Origin of the sequence: Tichowtungia aerotolerans, from assembly GCF_009905215.1 — a bacterium.
GTDB lineage: Bacteria > Verrucomicrobiota > Kiritimatiellia > Kiritimatiellales > Tichowtungiaceae > Tichowtungia > Tichowtungia aerotolerans.
In genome coordinates this window covers 916,161-935,596 of the sequence record NZ_CP047593.1, presented here as the reverse complement: position 1 = coordinate 935,596, position 19,436 = coordinate 916,161, and the positions used below count along the sequence as shown (strand labels likewise).

Sequence of the window (19,436 nt, the reverse complement as noted above, 5' to 3'; positions counted from 1 at the left end):
GGGTGGGAAAAATGATTATTCTCGGTGAATGCAGAAGACGCCGTTTGTTTTGTTTGGGGTTCCGTTCCACAATGTCACTTTTGAGGAGGCGATTCAGTGGACGATTGATCGTGTGCGATCCGGCAGGCCGGGAGTCATTGCCACTGTTAATCTGGATTTTCTCGTTCTGGCTCAAGCCGACCCCGAACTGCGCACGGTTCTGCGCGAAGCCGATCTGGTGATTGCGGACGGCTTCCCGCCTGTCAAGCTGGCGCCGTTTTTCGGTCCGCCACTCAAGGGTCGAGTCACCGGAAGCGACATTACGCCGATGCTGGCAGAGCGCGCTGAAAAAGAAGGGATCAGCATCTACGGCCTCGGCGCGGCCGAAGGCGTCGCTGCCAAGGCAATGGAGGTGCTCAAAAAACGTCATCCGAATCTGAAAGTCGCCGGGGCGTGGTCGCCTCCATATGCGCCGCTCGAACAGATGGAGCACGCCGAAATTCTGCGCCGGCTCGACGAAGCAAAGCCGGACATTCTGTTTACGGCATTCGGCGCACCGAAGCAGGACAAGTTTAACCACATGCATGTGAAAACATGGAACGTACCCGTCGCCATCGGCATCGGAGGTACGCTTGACTTTATTGCCGGCGTGCAGACGCGTGCGCCGGTCTGGGTGCAGAAACTTCAGTGCGAATGGCTGTGGCGCTGGGGAACCAACCCGAAACGGCTGACAAAGCGCTATGCCTCCAACATCGCCTTCCTGATGCGTGCGGTCTGGCTGACGATGCAGCTCAGACTGGGGCGCAATATTCCGGCGGCAGTCGATTCCTCCGCACCGCCGCATTGGGCCGAACACGGCGTTGAGTATCACGAGTTCCAGTCTTTGGAAAAACTGCCGGAGATTTCCGCTGCGAAAGTCGTGGTGGACCTGCGCGATGCGGAATGGCTGGAATCCAACGAAATCGGCGCGCTGCTTGAGCTGAGCAAGCGGTCCGAAAAAACCGTTCTCCTTCACGCCGGTTCCAGGATTCGGAAGCTCTGGGAGTTTTCCAAACTTTCCGACGGACTCCCGCTGGCATCAAACTGCACTGAAGCGCTTGCTCTGCTCGGGTAGAACCTTTATCTGTTTTCTTCAATGGATATTGAGCGCATAACAAAAATTCTGAATTCCGGCTTTAAGGCCTCTTTGGCTGTAACGGGCGGTGGCTCGGGTGCGGTGCATGCGTTGCTTTCAACGCCGGGCGCGTCGCACTTTGTCGCCGATGTCCGCATTCCGTATTCGCCGCAAGCGCTTGCAGGTTTTCTCGGCGAAACCGTTGAACACAGCTGTTCCCTGGATACGGCCGCGAAACTGGCTGCGGCCGGAATGAGGTTTGATTTGTCGGTTGGCTGCACGGCTGCCTTGCAGACCGACCGCAAACGCCGCGGCGATGACCGCGCGTTTATCTGCATTAAAACCGAAGAGTTCGAAAAACTCTACGCACTCTATTTTTCAGAAGCGCCGCGCGCGGAGCAGGAAAAGCTATTGAGCGACTGGCTGATTGTTCTGATCGAGCAGGCGGTTGGTGCGGAGCAGAACCTGATTCTGCCCGGATCGTTTAATCCCGTTCACAAAGGTCATCTCGGAATGCTCAAGGCTGCCGAAGAAATCACAGGTTTACGTGGTGTGTTTGAGCTCTCTGCCGCCAATGTGGATAAACCGGATGTCACGGAAGACGAAATTCTGCGTCGCGTGTCCGCAATTCGCGATATACCGGTTGCGCTGACGCGTGCACCGCGCTTTACGCAGAAGGCGCAGCTGTTTCCGAACACGACCTTTGTGATGGGGCATGACACCGCTGAGCGATTGATTGGCTACGCCGACGGAAGCGAGTGGGAGCTTTTCCAAACCCTGGAAACAAAATTTCTCGTCGCTGGCCGGCAACTGCGTTGCGGCACAGAAAAATTCCAATGTTTGGAAACGCTGGACTTGCCTGTTGGGTTTGAAGATTTATTTGAGGCGATTCCCGAAGATATTTTTCGCGAGGATATTTCATCGACAGAATTACGGGGCGGAACGGTATGAAATTCCATCGCACAAAAATACTGATTGGTGATGAGGCTCTGGAGCGGCTGACGGGTACGCATGTGATTCTGTTCGGGGTTGGCGGCGTCGGCAGCTGGTGCGCCGAGGCGCTGATCCGATCCGGACTGGGGAAGCTGACGATCGTTGATAACGATGTGGTTTGTGAAACCAATATTAATCGGCAGATGCAGGCGACGTCGAAAACGATCGGTCAGCTCAAGGTGGAGGCGCTGAAGAAACGGCTGCTGGAGATTCATCCCGATGCACAGATTGAAACCAAACCGATTCCTTATAACCGCGATACGCGTGAGAGCTTTGATCTGTCGCAGTACGACTACGTGATCGATGCGATTGATTCTCTGTCGCACAAGGTGAACCTGATCGCGTCCGCTATGGAAGCGGGTACGACCCTTTTTTCCGCAATGGGTGCGGCGTCCAAGATTGATCCGACGACGATTAAGGTGGATTCCATCTGGAAGAGCAAAGGGTGCCGACTGGCGCGGTTTGTCCGCAAACGGCTGCGCAAACGCGGGGCGGACGGCGACTGTCTGTGCGTCTATTCGCCGGAACGTTTTTCGCTGTTTGGTGACGCATCGGAGCCGGAAGAGGAAGATGTTGATGCCTGGAGCGAAACGAAAGCGCAGACCAACGGCTCCATGATCCACATGACCGGCACCTTCGGCTTTCACCTCGCCGGACTCGTTGTGCAGGATGTGGTGAGAATGGCGATGGAATGAACGTTTCCCTTCGGGTAAACGTTGCTACATGCCAACAATGAACGTTTTCTTCCCTACGGTCGGGTAAGCTGCTACATATGTAGTATCGCTTACCCCAAGGGAAGCGATATCGATTAATATCGGATTTCTGTGATCTGCCCTTGATACGGCCAGTCGTCCGGATTTCTAACGAGCCCGTCGCAGACAGGATTGTTTTTTACGTAGTTCCATTTTTCGGAATAGCTTTCGCTGTGCCGCAGAAGGTGATCGAAGAAGCCCGGCTGCCAGTGAGGCAGCGGGTCGGTGATGGCTGCCGACAGCGAACGCTTGATTAGGCGGATCGTTGTGCCGAGCGTCTGGTCGGGTGCCATTCGGATGAAGCAGTGGATGTGATCCGGCATGATGACGTATTGCCCGATCGCTACGCCGTGTTGAATGGCGTTCTCGGAGAAGTTACAGAATTTTTGATGAACGCTGTCGTTGGACAGAATTGGTTTCCGGTCTGCCGTGCAGAATGTAACGAAGTAAACGGGCGGGTTGTAGTAGGAAAAGATTTCGGAGAGGCGGTGCGGTTTGTCCGGGTGCGGTTTCATGGCTATGATTTTTGCCGAAGTCCGGTGAATTTGGAAGCGAAACGTCGAACGTTTCCCTCGTTCCTCGGGTAAACGTTGCTACCTTTATCAAATGTTTTGCAGAATGTAGTATCGCTTACCCGAAGGAAAGCGATGGTCTTAATTTTAGTGTTGGCGTTTTTGTGTTTTCGGTTTGATTAACCATATTCCACAAACTAAATAGCCGATTCCGAATGGATATTGAATATAGGGAATAACATTGGGTTCGCTATTTTCGATTACGGCGCTTTTTCGGTTTTTTGCCGTATTTGGCGTTTCCGTTGAAGGCGACGGTTTGTTTTTTGCCTTTTTTGCGGCGCTGCGGTTTGCCTTTTTTCTTGGCAGAGAACTGTTCCTGTCCGGTGAGGTGGAAATCGACAAAGTTGCGCTGTACGTCGACTTTGACGAGGTCCACTTCAATTTCGTCGCCGATCTGGAAGCTTTTGCCCCAGCGGGTGCCGGTGGCTTTGGTTTTTGAAGCGTTGAGTTCGTAGCGGTCATCGGTGATGGATGAGAAGGCGACGAGTCCGCGCTGAAGGGTGTCTTCAAGTTCGATGAGCAGACCTTTTCCAAGCACTTTGATGACGCAGGCGGTGTAGGGACCGGTTTCCCCTTTATAAAGCAGGTCGCGGTAGTATTCGGCACGGCGCAGGGCGATACTTTCTTTTTCGGCGGCGTCGGCTTCGGTTTCGGTGCGGGTACACTGCGCGGCGATGGCTTCGATATCATTGCTACGGTACGGCTGTTTTCCGTTTTGTTCGAGTGCGGTGAGCAGGCGGTGGACGACGAGGTCGGGATAGCGGCGGATGGGCGAGGTGAAGTGAACGTAGTCGTCGAAAGCGAGGCCGAAGTGGCCGGCGGGCTCGGCGGAGTAGCCGGCGCGCTTGAGGTTGGTGAGGATGGCCATGTTGGCGGAGTATTCCATCGGATGGCCGGCGACTTTTTCAAGGACGGCATTGATATCGGCGCGTGTGGCGGGCAGGGCGTCGATGCCGAGCGCCTGAAGTTCCGCGCCCATTTGTGCCCACATTTCTGCGTCGGGTTCTTCGTGGATGCGGTGAATGGCGGGCCACTGCGCTTCTTTGAGTTTTCGGGCGACGGCGACGTTGGCGAGCAGCATGCACTCTTCAATCAGCTGATAGGCCTCTTTGGCTTCGCCTTTTTCGATGGAGGCAACTTTGCCGTCTTTACCCAGGATGCATTTGATTTGAGGGGTGTCGAGCTCGAGCGATCCGTCGTCGTCGGTGCGCAGTTTGCGGATGGTGCGTATGAGCGGACGAAGTGCTTTGAGGGCTTCAACGACTGATGCGGGAATTTGGTCATCGGTTTCTCCGTCGAAGAGGGCCTGTACCTGATCGTAGTTGAGGCGGGCATCGGAGTGGATGATGGAGCGGCAGGTTTGCGCGGCGACCATCTGTCCGTTTTCGGTGATGGTCATTTCGACAGTATGCGCGAGGCGGTCTACATTGGGGTTGAGGCTGCAGATTTTAGTCGTCAGTTCGGGTGGGATCATCATGACGACGCGGTCGACGAGGTAAATGCTGTTTCCCCGGTGCAGGGCTTCTTTGTCGATGGCTGAGTTTTTCGGCACGAAGTGCGCGACGTCGGCGATGTGGACGGAGAGTTTCCAACCATTGGAAACTTTTTCGAGCGAGATGGCGTCGTCGAAATCGCGCGCGGTTTCCGGGTCGATGGTGAAAGTGAGGCGCTCACGCAGGTCGGTGCGGCCTTCATAATCTTCGGGCCGCAGTTCGTGCGGCATTTTTTCGGCTTCGGCGAGGACTTCTTCGGAGAAGTTCTGGCGGAATCCGTGCGCGCGCAGGATGCATTGCATTTCGACGTTGGGATCGTCGCTGTGGCCGATGTCCTCGATGACTGTGCCGCTGAGCGGTTTAAAAGGATCGTCCCATTCGTTGAGGCGGATAACGACTTTATGGTCGTCAGGGATTTCTCCGAGCTCTTTTTCAACGTCGGCCACGCGCACGTCGTGGCCGAGGCGAAGGTTGTCCGGAATGACGTAGGCGTAATAAGGAGTTCGTTTGAGGAGGCCGACGACCTCTTGGGCTTTGCGCTCCAGTACGCTGACGACGCGGCCTTCCGGGTTGCGGAAAGCGGGGCGTCCGCGCGGTGGCTTTTTGGCCGGCAGTCGTTCGATAGAGACGCGGTCTTCGTGCAGCGCGCATTTCAGGTCGTCTTTGGCGATGTAGAATTCTTCTTTGCCGCAGTCCGGGGTGAAGATGCCGAAGCCTTTGTCGGTGACGCGGACGATTCCTGCGATGGTGTCCCTTGTTTCGGGGAGAGCCCAGCGGTTTTTGCGCAGGCTGACGACTTTGCCGGCGGTTTCGAGGTTGATGAGTGCCTGCCGCAGCTGGTTGCGCTCTTTGCTGTGGATGCGCATGGCTTTGGCCAGGTCGGGGCGGCTGAGCGGGCGGTATTTGGGGTTGGACATGTGTTTGAGAATGCGTTCCTGAAGGCCGGCTTTTTTTGATGAAGGTTGTTTCATAGAGGGAGTTTAAGCATGAATAATCCTGTGCGGCAATGCTGGCGCTTGCTGAACCGCAAATATTGAGGCGGATTTCAGGGCGTCAATCTGTTGGAGAGGCATGAGGTTTTGTGCTGTAAAAGCATATTTTGCGGTGATTACATCATGTAAATATTTGCAGTGTAGCATCTTGTGTGTATTTCCGATCGGGAGGTGTATGTGAAAATGACGTTTTTTCGAGGGGGAGCAGGTTTTTAAATCCGTAATTAATGGCTGTTTTGTTGGGGTTTTTGATCCTTTTTTTGAAAAAAGTAAAAAAGGGGTTGCGGATAAAAAACAGGTGCGTACTATACGCCGCCTTGTTCGCAACAAAACAGGTTGCAAAACCGGGTTGAAGCGGACAGGAAATGCTCTTTGAGAAAGTACAGATTCAGGGAATCAGCCATCGTTTTTAACGGGCTGCCCGGGGTGCGGAGGTCCAGTTTCGGACGGCCGGAATCCGAGCAGTAAAAAAGTTAAAAAAAGAGATTGCGGGATTCACTGAGGTGCGTATGATGCACCGCCTTGTTCGAAACAAAAACGCCGGTTGAAACGGTGTCATTTCGAGCGGGAATTTGTTCTGAAAAATAAATTTGAAAAACGGTTGACGATTCGATGTCACTGGCATAGATTGTCCGGCCGCTCAACAAAGGAAAGCAGCTGAGGTTGCTTTACAAGGTTGAGTCGAATTTTTGCTCTTTGAAAACTGAATGACTCACGATGACCATTTCGATTTAGAAATGGTGCGATTTGTTTAAGTTATGTTTCAAAAAATGTTTCCGTATATATTTATGGAGAGTTTGATCCTGGCTCAGAACGAACACTGGCGGCGTGGATTAGGCATGCAAGTCGAGCGGGATTCACCTTTTTCAATTCTTCGGAAGAGAAGTTGGTGATGAGAGCGGCGAACGGGTGAGTAATATATGGGTAATTTGCCTTAGAGCTCGGGATAGCCATCCGAAAGGGTGGGTAATACCGAATGTGCTCGGGTGCTGCATGGCACCTTATGTAAAGGTGGGGATCTTCGGACCTGCCACTCTAAGATAGGCCCATATCCTATCAGCTTGTTGGTAAGGTAATGGCTTACCAAGGCTTACGGGTAGCCGACCTGAGAGGGTGACCGGCCACACTGGGACTGAGACACTGCCCAGACTCCTACGGGAGGCTGCAGTCGAGAATCATTGTCAATGCACGAAAGTGTGAACATGCGACGCCGCGTGGAGGACGACGGCCTTCGGGTTGTAAACTCCTGTCCTGAGGGAGTAAGTGCGAATGAGTTAATAGCTCGTTTGTTTGATAGTACCTCAGAAGAAAGTCACGGCTAACTCTGTGCCAGCAGCCGCGGTAATACAGAGGTGGCAAGTGTTGTTCGGATTTACTGGGCGTAAAGGGTCCGCAGGCGGTCCTGTGTGTCGGATGTGAAAGCTCACGGCTCAACCGTGGAATTGCATTCGAAACTACAGGACTAGAGTACAGGAGGGGAGTAGGGAATTCATGGTGTAGCGGTGAAATGCGTAGATATCATGAAGAACACCGGTGGCGAAGGCGCTACTCTGGACTGATACTGACGCTCATGGACGAAAGCTGGGGGAGCGAAGAGGATTAGATACCCTCGTAGTCCCAGCCGTAAACGGTGTGCACTTGATGTTGGAGGTTTACCCCCTTCAGTGTCGGAGCTAACGTGTTAAGTGCACCGCCTGGGAAGTACGGCCGCAAGGTTAAAACTCAAAGGAATTGACGGGGGCCCGCACAAGCGGTGGAGCATGTGGCTTAATTCGATGCAACGCGAAGAACCTTACCAGGGCTTGACATGATACTGCATACCACCCGAAAGGGAGGTAGCCTTCGAGGGTGTATCACAGGTGCTGCATGGCTGTCGTCAGCTCGTGCCGTGAGGTGTTGGGTTAAGTCCCGCAACGAGCGCAACCCCTATGTTTATTTGCCAGCACGTAATGGTGGGAACTCTAAACAGACTGCCTGTGAAAGCAGGAGGAAGGTGGGGATGACGTCAAGTCAGTATGGTCCTTATGTCCTGGGCTGCACACGTGCTACAATGGGTGGTACAGAAGGAAGCAAGACCGCGAGGTGGAGCAAATCCTCAAAACCATCCCCAGTTCGGATTGGAGTCTGAAATTCGACTCCATGAAGTTGGAATCGCTAGTAAAGGCGTATCAGCTACGACGCCTTGAATACGTTCCCGGGCCTTGTACACACCGCCCGTCACATCATGGAAGTCTGCTGTACCCGAAGTCGCTGATCTAACCAATTACTTGGAGGAAGGCGCCGAAGGTGTGGCCGATGACTGGGATGAAGTCGTAACAAGGTAGCCGTTGGGGAACCAGCGGCTGGATCACCTCCTTTCTAAGGAGAATCGATTGCTAATCGGTCTGCATTTATTCGCAGGCGGACAATCGATAGGGTAACGGCTCAAAGTAATCTTTGAGTCGCCGCTCCGGAGCGACCCGGAGCACCACGTAATGAGAGCAAATCGCACCGTTTCTGGATCGAAATGGATATCGTAAAGAGTCATTCAAAAGGCTGTTGAAGTGAGCCGGTCGGACCGTACCGGGGGTATAGCTCAGTTGGTAGAGCGCCAGCTTTGCAAGCTGGATGTCGTCGGTTCGAACCCGTCTACCTCCACCAATTTCCGGGGGGCGTGTAGCTCAGTCGGTTAGAGCGCATCCCTGATAAGGATGAGGTCACAGGTTCGATTCCTGTCACGCCCACCATTCTATTATTCGTAAAGGTGGCAGACGCACAGAACAGCAGCCGCAACATTTTTTCCCTTCGGGGAAGTGTTCTTTGAAAATTGCATAGATTAGGGTAACTGCAACTATATAGAGATAGTTGAGGTTCACAGTGAGAACTGTGATCTGAAAACTGAAGATATAGCATGCGTGTCGTTACATTAGTGGACTTTTGATTAAGCTACTAAGGGCGCACGGTGGATGCCTTGGCATTGATAGGCGATGAAAGACGTGGTAAGCTGCGATAAGCTTCGGAGAGGTGCAAACAACCTTTGACCCGGAGATTTCTGAATGGGAAAACCCGGCTGGAGTCATGTCCAGTCACTGGAGTCTGAATTAAATAGGGCTTCAGAGCGATACCCGGTGAAGTGAAACATCTCAGTAACCGGAGGAAAAGAAAACAACAGTGATTCCGTAAGTAGTGGCGAGCGAACGCGGAACAGCCCAAACCACCTTGTTTACAGGGTGGGGTGTGGACCACGACGTGGTATTTGGATGGATAGCGGAACGTTCTGGAAAGTTCGGCGATAGAGGGTGACAGCCCCGTATGCGAAATCCTGAAGAAACCTAGTGGTATCCCGAGTAGGTCGGAACACGTGAAACTCTGACTGAATACAGGAGGCCCACCTCCTAAGGCTAAATACTCATCAATGACCGATAGTGAACCAGTACCGTGAGGGAAAGGTGAAAAGAACCCCTGTTAGGGGAGTGAAATAGAACCTGAAACCGTGCGCTTACAAACTGTAGTAGCCCCTTCGGGGGTGGCTGCATGCCTTTTGCATAATGAGTCCGCGAGTTACCGTATGTGGCAAGGTTAAGGCATTACGTGCCGGAGCCGAAGCGAAAGCGAGTGTTAATAGCGCGTCCAGTCGCATGCGGTAAACCCGAAACCGGGTGAGCTACCCATGGCCCGGGTGAATCCTGAGTAAAATCAGGGGGAGGCCCAAACCATTGTATGTTGAAAAATGCTTGGATGAGCTGTGGGTTGGAGTGAAAGGCTTACCAAACTCGGTGATAGCTGGTTCTCCTCGAAATACCTTGAGGGATAGCCTCGATGAATGCTCGTAACGGAGGTAGAGCACTGATTGGAATAGGGCCCACACCTGGGTACCAACGCCTATCAAACTCCGAATGCCGTTTCAGACACATCGGGAGTCAGACTGCGGGGGATAAGCTCCGTAGTCGAGAGGGAAACAGCCCAGACCGCCGGCTAAGGCCCCTAAATGACTGTTAAGTGATGAAGGAGGTAAGATTGCATAGACAGCTAGGATGTTGGCTTAGAAGCAGCCACCATTTAAACAAAGCGTAATAGCTGACTAGTCGAGTGATCTTGCGCCGAAAATGATCGGGACTAAAACAGTCTGCCGAAGCCGCGGGTTCACACTTAGTGTGAGCAGTAGAGGAGCGTTCTATAGGCACTGAAGCGTGGGTGTAAACCAGCGTGGAGCGTATAGAAGTGATTATGCGGACATGAGTAACGACAAGAGGGGTGAGAGTCCCCTCCGCCGAAATCCTAAGGGTTCCTGGGGAAGGTTCGTCCGCCCAGGGTTAGTCGGCCCCTAAGTCGAGGCTGAAAAGCGTAGACGATGGGAAACGGGTTCAATATTCCCGTACCGCTGTACATGAGTGAAGGAGGGACGCAGGAGGCTAAACGAGCTGTCTATTGGATGACAGTCTAAGTGCGTAGGGTATTGTGTAGGAAAATCCGCACATGTTTGCCTGAGACACGATGGGACACTGAACTTAATTGTGACGTGGATTCGTTGATGCCATGCTGCCAAGAAAAGCTTCTAAACGTTGATTGTAAAGCGACCGTACCAAAACCGACACAGGTGGGATGGAAGAATATTCCGAGGCGCGCGAGAGAAATATCGTTAAGGAACTCGGCAAATTAGCCCCGTAACTTCGGAAGAAGGGGCCCTCGAGTGGGTGAATTATTTACTAAGTAAGCCCGTTTGAGGTGCAATGAAAGGGTGGCTGCGACTGTTTATCAAAAACATAGCACTATGCGAACTCGCAAGAGGATGTATATGGTGTGACACGTGACCAATGCCAAAAGGTTAAGGCAAGGGGTGCAAGCTCCGACCCGAAGCCCTGGTGAATGTCGGCCGTAACTATAACGGTCCTAAGGTAGCGAAATTCCTTGTCGGGTAAGTTCCGACCTGCACGAATCGTGTAACGATGGCCACACTGTCTCAACGATAATCTCGGTGAAGTTGTAGTTCCGGTGAAAATGCCGGATACCCGCGGTAGGACGGAAAGACCCCGTGAACCTTTACTGTAATCTGATATTGGGTTTAGACCACTCATGTGTAGGATAGCTGGGAGGCTTTGAAGCGACGTCGTAAGGCATCGTGGAGCCATTGGTGAAATACCAGTCTTGGCTGGTTTGAATTCTAACCTCGACCCTTGAATCAGGGCGGGGAACAGTGTCAGAGGGTCAGTTTGACTGGGGCGGTTTCCTCCCAAAAAGTAACGGAGGAGCGCAAAGGTACACTCAGCACGGTCAGCAATCGTGCGTAGAGCGTATAGGTATAAGTGTGCTTGACTGCGAGACCTACAAGTCGAGCAGGTGCGAAAGCAGGTCTAAGTGATCCAGCGGTAGCTAGTGGTAGCGCCGTTGCTCATCGGATAAAAGGTACTCCGGGGATAACAGGCTGATGATTGCCAAGAGTCCATATCGACGCAATCGTTTGGCACCTCGATGTCGGCTCATCGCATCCTGGGGCTGGAGAAGGTCCCAAGGGTTGGGCTGTTCGCCCATTAAAGCGGTACGCGAGCTGGGTTCAGAACGTCGTGAGACAGTTTGGTCCTTATCCACCGTGGGCGCAGGAAGTTTGAGGAGATTAATCTTTAGTACGAGAGGACCAGGATTAACGTACCTCTGGTGTTCCAGTTGTTCCGCCAGGAGCATCGCTGGGTAGCTATGTACGGAAAGGATAAGCGCTGAAAGCATCTAAGCGCCAAGCCCCCTCCAAGATAAGACTTCCCTATTCCGTCAGGAATCTAAAGGCTCGTTCTAGACTAGGACGTTGATAGGCTGGGTGTGGAAGCGTGGCGACACGTGAAGCTGACCAGTACTAATTAGCCGTGCGGCTTAATCTTTACTTTTCTAACAGCACGCATGCTGTGCAGTCCCCTAATCTATGCAATTGATTTTTAATCATGGTTAACAGTTATCTGTTAATGGTTGTCAGTAAATACTCTGTTACTGACTGATAACTAAAAACAAATAACCAATAACCCGATCGCAAAGCGATCGATACCACTTTTCCGGTGGTTATGGCGAGAGTGACCCACCCGTTCCCATTCCGAACACGGAAGTTAAACCTCTCAGCGGCAATGGTACTGAGGAGTTGACCTCGGGAGAGTAGCACGCTGCCGGATCTATGAAGGCCCTGTTCGTTTCGACGAGCAGGGCCTTCGCCTTTTTCAGGCCCGTCGGTTCCACATGGAACCAACGGGCCTCTTTTTTTGCCTCACCCTCAGCAGTGGATTGACGGAAAACGTTCCTGCAGCTTTTACAAAAACATATTGCTCAGACCATTCCGTAGATGGTTAAAGATGGGACACTGATGCTGTAAATATCTGAAACAGGTTTTATTTTAATCTGTTTTTAAATCTTACGATAATACATTCTTGTGCGACGTCCATCCATTGTCTCTTTTTGCAACGTTTGACATTTTATCTCATATTAGACGGGATCAATGAATCAGGAGTCAGTGAATGAAAAACAGAGAGCGGGTTGAGGCAATCCTACATTATCAATCTTACGATCAGCTTCCGGTTGTTCATTTTGGATTCTGGAACGAAACTCTTCAGAAGTGGCTCGCAGAGGGGCACATCAATGAAGAAGAAGCCGGAACCTATTACGAAGGATGCCTCTCCCTGAATCAAAAACTCGGTTTCGATTTCAACTGGTTCAGCACGTTTTTTTATCACAGCACACTCAATCCGCTGTTTGAACGAAAAGTGATCGACGCGATGCCGGACGGCTCGAAAAAGGTCATGAATGCCTGTGGAGTGGTGGAACTGGAAAAGCCGGGTACCGGATCGATCCCTATGGAGATAGAACATACGCTGACGGATCGTGTCTCGTGGGAGGAACATTATCTGCCTCGCCTGCAGTTTTTTGCGGATCGCATTCAGAAGTCAGTCGTGATGAACCCGGACTCCGGCACCTTTCAGGTGTTCTCAGAGAACGGGGTGAATATTTTGCGTGATGAATCACGCTCGCAGCATTACGGCCTCTACTGTGGAAGCCTAATCGGCGATATTCGCAACTGGCTTGGAGTCGTGGGGCTGAGTTACCTGCAGGTGGACGATGAAGACCTGTTTCACGAAATGGTTCAGACCGTGGCGGATCTCGATTACCGTTACACAGAAGAAATTCTTAAAAGCGGAGCAAAATTCGATTTCGCCCATTTCTGGGAAGATATCTGTTTCAAAAACGGTCCCCTTGTTTCTCCAGCTGTTTTTGAAGAGGTGATTGGTCCGCACTATAAACGAATCACTAATCTGGTGCGCCGTTACGGGATTGATATCATCTCGGTGGACTGTGATGGATGCATTGATTCGCTGATTCCGACCTGGCTCGAAAACGGGGTGAACACCATGTTCCCGATCGAAGTCGGCACATGGAATGCATCCATTGCACCGTGGCGCGAACAGTACGGTCGCGAGCTGCGCGGTGTTGGTGGCATGAACAAAACGGTTTTCTCCAAGGATCGGAAAGCAGTGGATGAAGAAATTGAGCGTCTCAAACCGCTGGTGGATCTTGGTGGCTATATTCCGTGTCCCGACCATCGTCTTCCGCCGGATGCCGAGTGGGATAACGTACGCTATTACTGCGATCGGATGCACGAGGCATTCCGGCAGTAATTCTGTAAACCGAACGACGTATTTCCGTGCGGTTTTTCAGCCCTCCCGCTTGTTTATATTGCAAAAAACATATACTGAAATTTAACTTTAATTTTTAATTTCTTCGTGGAGAATGAATCCATAAGGTGAACTGTATGAGTAAAAAACAGATATTCAAACTGGTATGTCTGGAATGAAAACGATGTTTGTCTGCGGTCAGGCCGGCGTTCTGCTTTTGGCAGTGTGTTTGATCGCTTTTTTCCTATAACTAAAATCCGTGCCCTTGAAACCCGCTGTCTGCTTGATGAAAAACATAAACAGATTCCTGAGTAATGCCGTATTTCTGCTGGTTGCAGGAACCCTCCAGGCTGCTGTGAAAACCGGCGGCCCGTTTTCGTATAAACCGCCGGCCGCCGGCGGCGAAGAGATGGTGTGGTATCTGGTCGACTGGGGAGACGGAACGTGGACGCCGACGTCTCACGGGCTGGCAAAATTTTCGCCGCGGTTTTCCAAGGTTTGGAAAAAATCAGGGCGGTTCCAACTGAAGCCGCGGGCCATTACGCTTTCGGGACGCAATATTCCGCTGAAGGGGCGATCGGTTGATGTCACTGGGACGGCATTGTCCGATGAGGACTCTTTGATTGGGTTTACGCGCAGCAGTGATCCGTATCCGAAACGGGACCGTTATATCCCGCAGAACATCACGTTGAAGTTCGATCAGGTGGAAGCGGTCGACGCGGTGATTCTGGAGAGAGATCGGACCGATCCTTTTCCAGAAAGTTTCTGTATTGAAATCAGCACGGATGGCGGTCGGGTTTGGAACGATATTCCGGCCGCGAGCTGGAATCATTTTCCAGACCCTGGAAAAAACAAAGTGCTGATTCCGCTGCATGGCGTGATGTGCGATGCGCTGCGCATCGTTTCATACTGCACACCGCCGATTGACGATCGTCGGTTTGCGCTGCGCCTGGGAGAAATCCAGATGTTGCGCGGGGAGCGGCTTTTTGATTTTGATGCAGACCCTGAAACAGTGGCCGACTGGAATAATATGTGGCTCAGTTTCGGATCGGCAGAAAATGAGGTGCTGCATCATTTCGACGGATGGTGGCCGACGGACCGCCCGGACGAAGGCGGACTGCTTGGCATCGGAAGTACCATCTGGGCGCTGTGGAATTCCATGAAACTGTCGTGGATGGATGATCCGTATTCGAAGGGTTATTTTGAACGGACGGTGAACACCTATCCCCAGAATGAAGAGGGACTGATGGGGGTGGCCGGCGACGGATTTCTTCATCTCGGTCACTCGAAACATTATGTAACGCCGGCTGTTTTTATTTCCGGAATATCGCACTGGACGCTGATGCATCGCAATTTTGAGTTCCTGCAGACAAAGGATGCTGTAACCGGCGTGTCGCTGATTGAAAAGCTGCGTAAAGCGATGCGCTATCAGCTGGAAACGATGGAAGGCAAAACCGGTGTGCTGACGATTCATGATCCGGAGCACGATGGCTCTGCCTCCGGTCTTAGCGGCAACTATTGGGATGGCTGGCGGTTCGGATATCAGTCGGCTTACGCCAATATGCTGTTTTTCCAGTCCCTGGAATGGATGGCGCGCCTCGAAGAGGCGCTTGGCAATGCGGACAAATCCGCCGAATACCGGGCGCTTCGACCACTGGTTAAAAAACGGTATAACGAGCTTTTCTGGAACGAGGAAACCGGTCGTTTCGCCGGCTGGATTTCCAAAGAGGGGGTAATGGCTGATTGCGGTTTTACATTCGTTAACCTGGAGGCGATTGCCTGCGGGATTGCCACGGAGGAGCACGCTGAACAGGTTTTGCGCTGGCTGGACGGATCCCGAACGGTTAAAGGGGATACATCCATTGGAGACGATATTTATTTCTGGAAAGTTGCGCCACGCGCCAACACCCTTGATGCTGCGGTGAACGACGGAATGTTCTGGGAAAACTGGACGATGCAGGTTGGACCTGGGACGGTCGGCGAATACGGCGGACAGATTCAGAATGGAGGTCATATTTTTTATGTGTCGCATTATGATCTGATGAGTCGTTTACGTACGCGCGGAATTACCGATGCGATGCGGCGCATGGAGGTGATTCTGGAAGAGTTTCATAAAGATCAGCTGCACCGCAAGCCGTGTAACTGGCACGGCGTTACCCACGTGGAGGGAATCTTGCGAGAGTTTCCGGAGTCGGGTCTGGTACCGCTGTTTTATCTGACTGGAATTTTCGGTTTGGAACCGATGGGGAACGGATTAATCATTGCTCCGAAGCTGCCTGAAAAGTGGACCTTTGCCGGGGTGAATGAATACTGGTTTGCTGGGAAAAAGTTTTCTATCCGTATTCAGCGTGAACTGGAAGTTCCGGAAACAGAAGATGAATGCATTACAGTTCCAGTGTTCGGAAAATGGCTGCTGACGCCGCAAGGGGAGGTGCGCCGTGTCGATTAAGCGCAGAGAGATACTGACCGCAGCCTTCTGCGGAGCGGGAGGCATACTGGCAAGTCCGGTGTATTTTAATTTTTTCGGTTCGCCGGTCCGCACCGACCGCTATCAGCGTAACACGCGTGATCTGGTTTCCACCCGAGTCGTGAAAAAACCGTCTCTTCGCGGAGGGCATTCGCTGGAATTAACGTTCCGGTTTTCAGCCAAAGAACGGCATGGCAATCTGATATGGGATATCGCGGCCCGTCAGGTGAAGCGGATTCGATTTTCCGTTTTTAATCCCAATGACTCGGGTTTTGAAATAAAACTGCAGCCGACTCTGATCGATGTACAGCGGCGTAGCTGGCAGCCGAAAGCTCAGATTCTGCAATCTGAGCAATGGACCGCATTCGATGTGAACCTGTCGGATTGCCGGGTTACGCAGGGAAAGGACGTGCTGGCTGCATCTTCGTTGGGCGATCCTGTTGTCTTTCACATGAATTTCAAATTTGAGGTTCCGCAGTTTTTTCCACAGTTTGGAGAACCGGTAAATCTGTTTTTTGACGGATGGGAACTGTTCTGATGGAATAAACTTAAAATGGTTGCTGTTGGCCGACCGGGTTCTGGTGAATTTTTCGGTACTGGCCCGGGGTTGTGTTTTCATGTTTTCGGAAAACGGCTGAAAAATACTGCGGGGTTTGAAAGCCGCAGCTGTAGGCGATTTCCTTCAGGTTCATTGACGGATCTGTCAGCATCTTCTTGGCTCGCTGGAGCCGCTCGCGCTGAAGGACTTCATGCAGGGAACTGTTTATTGCTGCCTGGAACCGTCGGTTGAGTGTTGTATGGCTGGAATTCACTGCCGTGCAGATGTCTTCCATTTGAATGGGGCTGTGACAATGTTCTCGAATGAACTGGAGAGCGTTTTGAACCAGAGGATCCTGCGGTACGGAAATGTCGGTGGATTTTCGTTCAATCAAGGTGAATGCGTCGAAGGGAATCGTTTCAGGAGAAGGTGGGGAGTCGCATAGATGGGTGTCCAGTAACGAGGCGGCCTGATATCCGATGGCGCGGTAGTTTAAGGAAATGCTGGTCAGTGATGGGGTCATGAACGGACAGATCGTTGGGTTGTTGTCGATGCCCATCAGAGCGACGTCTTCCGGAATGCGAATGTTGTTTTGGCTGCAGCATTGCAGGATATCCATTGCCCGGGCATCATTCAGCGCAATAACAGCAAAAGGACGGGGTGCAGACAGCAGCCATTGCCTGATGTCTTTGAGCAGGGACATCTGATCTTTTTCAATGCAAAGACGAGGGGCGTAAATGGAGGCGGCTATGTCATGTTGTGAGCAGCATTGGCGAAATATCTCTTCCCGGCGGGTAATCCACCGGCGCGATGGACCGTGAGAGCAGCTTGCCAGGCCGATGGATTTGAATCCTTTGGAAAGCAGGTGTTTAAAGGCTATGGTAATCAGGGTGCGATGACTGATTTGAACGGCGTTCTGGGGAGTGGTTACCGAAGTGGAATCGCCGCGAATGAACACGACCGTCGAATTTTTCTGGTTGAAGAAGAGCGGATCTTCCTGCGGCGTGATGATGCCGTCGAAGTCGACGGGAAACGGGGTGGGAGTTGACAGTCGGCGGGTATCAATCACCCGAATATCCCAGGAGCAGTTGTGTTCCTGAATGTACTCCTGAATTCCTGTGATCATGCGTGTATGACTGATCGAGTAGATGTCGAGGATTATGCCGATGGTTTTCTTTTTCTGTTTTAAATCCATAAGACGGGCGGGTTTGGTTGGAAAATGTAACAAAGCTCATTGATTGTAATATTGAGTCGTTGGTGGTCAAGAAGCTTCAACGTAAGGTCGTACCGGTCGAAACAGATATCGTCTGGCCTCAGTCGGCATATACGAATTCGTTTCCAACTGATGAGTCGGTGAATTTTAATATGAAAAAGTAGAGAGAGTTCTATGAGAATAAGAAAAGAAATGAAATCTGTTGTTCTGGCTGGTGCTGTCGGGTTTGCCGGAGCAGCAGCGGTTGCCGCATCGCGTGACAGTCGTCCCAATATTCTGTTGTGTCTGGCGGACGATCTGTCCGCCATGAATGTGGGATGTTATGGCGATTCGCAGACGAGAACCCCGAATCTTGATAAACTGGCGGCCAAAGGCATTCGGTTTGAACATGCGTATTGTTCCGCGCCGTCGTGCGCGCCGTCTCGGGCATCGATCCTGACGGGGCGGATGGCGATTGAGCTCGAAGAGGCGGCCAACCTGTTTGGCGGATTTCAGAGCAAATATCAGGTTTATACCCGGCTGCTGGAGGAGGCCGGCTACGCAGTTGGTTTTGAACGCAAAGGCTGGGCTCCGGGAAACTGGAAGGATTTTGGATGGGATCACAATCCGGCAGGGCATGAGTTTGGAAGTTTCGCCGAGTTTATGGACCAGCGTCCAAAGGATAAGCCGTTCTGTTTCTGGTTCGGATCCCTTGATCCGCACCTTCCATATGACGATGGCTATGCCGAAGCCTGCGGGTTTATGCCTGAAGATATAGTGTTGCCGGCGTTTCTGATGGATTCGCCCGGAACGCGCAAAACCTTTGCCGGGTATTTGGCAGAAATTGCCCGGTTTGATCGTGAAGTGGGAGAGCGGATTGATCTGCTGAGAGAAAACGGTGAACTGGATAATACACTGGTTGTGGTTTCCAGTGACAACGGAATGCCGCTGCCCGGAGCCAAGACCCGACTGGAGGATCGAGGTACGCAGATGCCGCTGATTGTCTATTGGGAAAAGGGCATACTGAAAGGCGGGCGTGTCGTGAAAGATTTTGTTTCCACTTCTGATCTGGCTCCTACATTTCTTGACGCAGCAGGGATTCCCATTCCTGAGACGATGAGTGCCCGCAGCCTGATGCCCTGGCTTGCCTCAACAAAGTCCGGACAGATTCTGGAATCCCGTGATTATATCGTGACCGGTCGCGAAAGGCATTGTCCGGCTCAGCCGGATTCCTGGGGCGGGTATCCGATGCGATCTATTCGTACGAAAGATTTTCTTTATATCCGGAATTACGAGCCGGACCGCTGGCCGCAGGGAAACTATCCAACCTTTGTTGATATCGATGCGTCCGCGTGTAAAAACGACTACGTGGCAAATTGGAACAATCCGGAATATCGTGATTATATGGCGCTGCTTCAAAAACAGCCGGAGGAAATCCTGTACGATCTGCGCCAGGATCCAAACCAGCTGAAGAATGTTGCGGGCAGCGTTCAATACGCGGCTGTAAAAAAAGAACTGGCCGAAAAAATGATATCCCGACTTCAGTCTGTTGATGATCCCCGCATGTCCGCAGAAGGCTGGCGTTTTGATGCCTATGAGTGGTTTACGGGCTGGCAGCATCCGGCGTTTGGCGGAACCTGGCGAGAGTGTGGTCAGGAAGGATTATAAGAAATCTGTTGCGGATATGCTGGTCACCGCAGGCTCTGAAATCAACCGATGGAG

General features: G+C 52.0%; 10 protein-coding genes, 2 tRNA genes and 3 rRNA genes. 12 read left to right on the top strand and 3 right to left on the bottom strand.

Going from position 1 to position 19,436, the window contains the following annotated elements:
* Window positions 1–28 precede the first annotated feature (28 nt).
* The 3 genes from GT409_RS04015 to GT409_RS04005 are packed head-to-tail and all read left to right on the top strand — an operon-like array spanning window position 29 to window position 2,781.
* Window positions 29–1,093 carry a WecB/TagA/CpsF family glycosyltransferase gene (locus tag GT409_RS04015; RefSeq protein WP_160627164.1) on the top strand — a complete coding sequence of 355 codons (1,065 nt, stop codon included), beginning with the start codon at window positions 29–31 and terminating at the stop codon, window positions 1,091–1,093.
* A gap of 21 nt (window positions 1,094–1,114) precedes the next feature.
* Window positions 1,115–2,044 carry a nucleotidyl transferase family protein gene (locus tag GT409_RS04010; protein ID WP_160627162.1) on the top strand — a complete coding sequence of 310 codons (930 nt, stop codon included), beginning with the start codon at window positions 1,115–1,117 and terminating at the stop codon, window positions 2,042–2,044.
* Window positions 2,041–2,781: a tRNA threonylcarbamoyladenosine dehydratase gene (locus GT409_RS04005; RefSeq protein ID WP_160627160.1), complete on the top strand. Its 741-nt coding sequence runs from the start codon at window positions 2,041–2,043 to the stop codon at window positions 2,779–2,781. Before GT409_RS04010 ends, GT409_RS04005 begins: the two co-directional genes overlap by 4 nt.
* 113 nt (window positions 2,782–2,894) lie before the next feature.
* Here GT409_RS04005 and GT409_RS04000 read toward each other — a convergent pair whose 3' ends face one another.
* Together GT409_RS04000 and rnr are read right to left on the bottom strand one after the other, a co-directional pair.
* Complete coding sequence (locus GT409_RS04000; protein ID WP_160627158.1) at window positions 2,895–3,353, bottom strand: REP-associated tyrosine transposase; 459 nt, start codon at window positions 3,351–3,353, stop codon at window positions 2,895–2,897.
* A gap of 247 nt (window positions 3,354–3,600) precedes the next feature.
* Window positions 3,601–5,874 carry a ribonuclease R gene (rnr, locus tag GT409_RS03995; protein WP_160627156.1) on the bottom strand — a complete coding sequence of 758 codons (2,274 nt, stop codon included), beginning with the start codon at window positions 5,872–5,874 and terminating at the stop codon, window positions 3,601–3,603.
* 806 nt (window positions 5,875–6,680) lie between these two features.
* Here rnr and GT409_RS03990 point away from each other — a divergent pair.
* The 8 genes from GT409_RS03990 to GT409_RS03955 all read left to right on the top strand — a co-directional run bounded on the left by GT409_RS03990 (window position 6,681) and on the right by GT409_RS03955 (window position 16,522).
* A 16S ribosomal RNA gene (locus GT409_RS03990) occupies window positions 6,681–8,253 on the top strand.
* A gap of 206 nt (window positions 8,254–8,459) precedes the next feature.
* A tRNA-Ala gene (locus GT409_RS03985) sits at window positions 8,460–8,535 on the top strand.
* Window positions 8,536–8,544: 9 nt separating this feature from the next.
* Window positions 8,545–8,621: transfer RNA gene (locus GT409_RS03980), tRNA-Ile, on the top strand.
* A 192-nt stretch (window positions 8,622–8,813) separates the two neighbouring features.
* Window positions 8,814–11,744: ribosomal RNA gene (locus GT409_RS03975) — 23S ribosomal RNA — on the top strand.
* Between the two features lie 167 nt (window positions 11,745–11,911).
* Window positions 11,912–12,026 (top strand): 5S ribosomal RNA (gene rrf, locus GT409_RS03970).
* The 16S, 23S and 5S rRNA genes sit together here with 2 tRNA genes alongside, the layout of an rRNA operon.
* A 339-nt stretch (window positions 12,027–12,365) precedes the next feature.
* Entirely contained in the window at window positions 12,366–13,520 is a 1,155-nt protein-coding gene (locus GT409_RS03965; RefSeq protein WP_160627154.1) for a uroporphyrinogen decarboxylase family protein, read from the top strand.
* Window positions 13,521–13,803: 283 nt separating this feature from the next.
* Window positions 13,804–15,966 (top strand): glucosidase family protein, encoded by a 2,163-nt coding sequence (locus GT409_RS03960; protein ID WP_160627153.1) that lies wholly within the window; start codon window positions 13,804–13,806, stop codon window positions 15,964–15,966.
* Window positions 15,956–16,522 (top strand): hypothetical protein, encoded by a 567-nt coding sequence (locus GT409_RS03955; protein WP_160627151.1) that lies wholly within the window; start codon window positions 15,956–15,958, stop codon window positions 16,520–16,522. Before GT409_RS03960 ends, GT409_RS03955 begins: the two co-directional genes overlap by 11 nt.
* Before the next feature lie 10 nt (window positions 16,523–16,532).
* Here the strand turns inward: GT409_RS03955 and GT409_RS03950 are convergent, their stop codons facing one another.
* Window positions 16,533–17,717 carry a substrate-binding domain-containing protein gene (locus GT409_RS03950; RefSeq protein ID WP_160627148.1) on the bottom strand — a complete coding sequence of 395 codons (1,185 nt, stop codon included), beginning with the start codon at window positions 17,715–17,717 and terminating at the stop codon, window positions 16,533–16,535.
* A 192-nt stretch (window positions 17,718–17,909) separates the two neighbouring features.
* Between GT409_RS03950 and GT409_RS03945 the strand changes: the two genes are divergently transcribed.
* On the top strand, window positions 17,910–19,382 hold the full coding sequence (locus GT409_RS03945) for a sulfatase family protein (protein WP_160627146.1): 1,473 nt from the start codon (window positions 17,910–17,912) through the stop codon (window positions 19,380–19,382).
* The last annotated feature ends 54 nt before the right edge of the window (window positions 19,383–19,436 follow it).